Raw genomic sequence first — 1,682 nt, 5'->3', positions numbered from 1 at the left:
CCTCGATCTTTCATGAGGGCTGGTTGGTCAACGGTCCAGCGTCGTTGCCGGTCTCGTAGTCATGATTCTGGCATGGGGGTGTGACAAGGTCCCGCATGCGCTGCGGGTAGGCGTCGGTTCCACTGCCGAAGAGGTGTTGCTGATCGTCGGGGCGGGTGGCGGCGTGGTCAGGGTGGGGTGAGTGCGGAGAGCCTGTTCCAGCCGTCCAGAATCATGGGTGACCAAGGGCTGGCCTGTTTGAGGTGCAGGATGGTGCGCCTGCCTGTGCGCGCCAAGGTGGCGGCGATCGTGAACAGGCGGTGCCGCAGGGTTTTGGGTTCCCATCGCCGCGCAGGGCCTTGGAGGGCGAGCATGGCCATCCAGACGAGCAGGTCGCTGGCCAGCTGGACGATGAGCAGCCAGATGCGATTCTGGTCATAGCCCTGCAACGGCAGGTTGGTCAGGCCGGTGTCTTTTGCGGTGCGGATGCGGTCCTCACAACGGGCGCGGCGGCGGTGCCGCATCTCCAAATCAGCCAACTGGCCTCTGGCAGTGTTGGTGACGAAGGCGGTGAGCCGGTAGCCATCGACGTCATCAAAGCGGAGTTGGGCGCCGGGGTGGGGTCGTTCTCGGCGCACGATCACTCGCATCCCGGTGGGGTAGCCCTTCAACAGGTCTTTGGCGGTGAGGAGGTCGGTGAACTCGACCACGGCTGCGCCGTCGCGGACCTGGCCGTCGGCGTTGTAGGCATCCTGCCACGCGTGCTCGGGAACAAGGTGATACAACTCCGGGGTGCTCATCGGCAGCGTGAAGCCGATCGAGTACGACAGCCCGCGCCGGGCGAGGAAGCCGAGTAGCTGTTTGGATCCGCCGGCCCCGTCAGTACGGATCAGCACCTTCTTGCCCGGCCTGGCGGGGTTGATCCCGGGCACCTGTTTGAGCGCAGCCTTGATGACGGTCTCGTGATCGGCGGCGGTGTTGGAGCCGGCATTGCCCGCCCTGAGCAGCCCTGCCATGGGTTCGCCGGTCCCGTCGGGGCCGTGGTCGACGAAGGCCAACAGCGGGTGGAAACCGTAGCCCTTCTTGAACGTCGGCCGGGCCAGTTCCTTGTCCGAATGTGACGTGACGAGAGTGGCGTCCAGATCAATGATGATCGGATCCCCGGCGCTCGCCCCATGGCCTGGTGCCGCCTCGCCTGCCAGGCCCCAGACGTGCTGGCGAGCTGCTGCAGTGGCCTGGGCCACGGCTTTCTCCACCCGGTCGACATCGGCCGCGAGGGCGGTGATGGTGCGCGAGATCGTCGCATCCGAGGCCACCCGGCCATAGACACCGGGTTCGCTGCGCAGCAGCGCGGCGTCACGACAGGCATCACCACCCAGCGCGAGGCTGATCGCCAGATCCAGCAGCACCTTCGCCGGGTCATGCCTCGCGAGGGATTTGCGCCACGGTCCCAGCGCCCGGCTCAACAAGATTCCCAGGCCGGAGGTCTCCACGGTCCGGGTGAGCAGCACCCCGCCCGCCTGGGCCACCGCCGGCACCGCAGCGGAGTCGACTCGGAGACGCGGATACATCCCGCTACGCTTGTTCACCTGGGAAGTGCTCCTTCAACCACGCTGATACAGACCTAGACAATCGGTATCTTCGCAGGTCAGAGGGCACTTCCCTCCTTCACGTCCAGCCACCCCCGTGAAATCTCCGGGCTA

1 protein-coding gene is annotated in these 1,682 nt (G+C 66.1%); it reads right to left on the bottom strand.

The features are described from left to right. Nucleotides 1-167 precede the first annotated feature (167 nt). Nucleotides 168-1,568, bottom strand: a complete 1,401-nt coding sequence (locus AAEX57_RS16150; RefSeq protein ID WP_342093320.1) for an IS1380 family transposase — start codon at nucleotides 1,566-1,568, stop codon at nucleotides 168-170. Nucleotides 1,569-1,682: the final 114 nt, after the last annotated feature.

Source organism: Luteococcus sp. H91, from assembly GCF_038433135.1.
Lineage (GTDB): Bacteria > Actinomycetota > Actinomycetes > Propionibacteriales > Propionibacteriaceae > Luteococcus.
The sequence above is the reverse complement of the archived record's forward strand: the minus strand, read 5'-3'. Positions and strand labels throughout refer to the sequence as shown.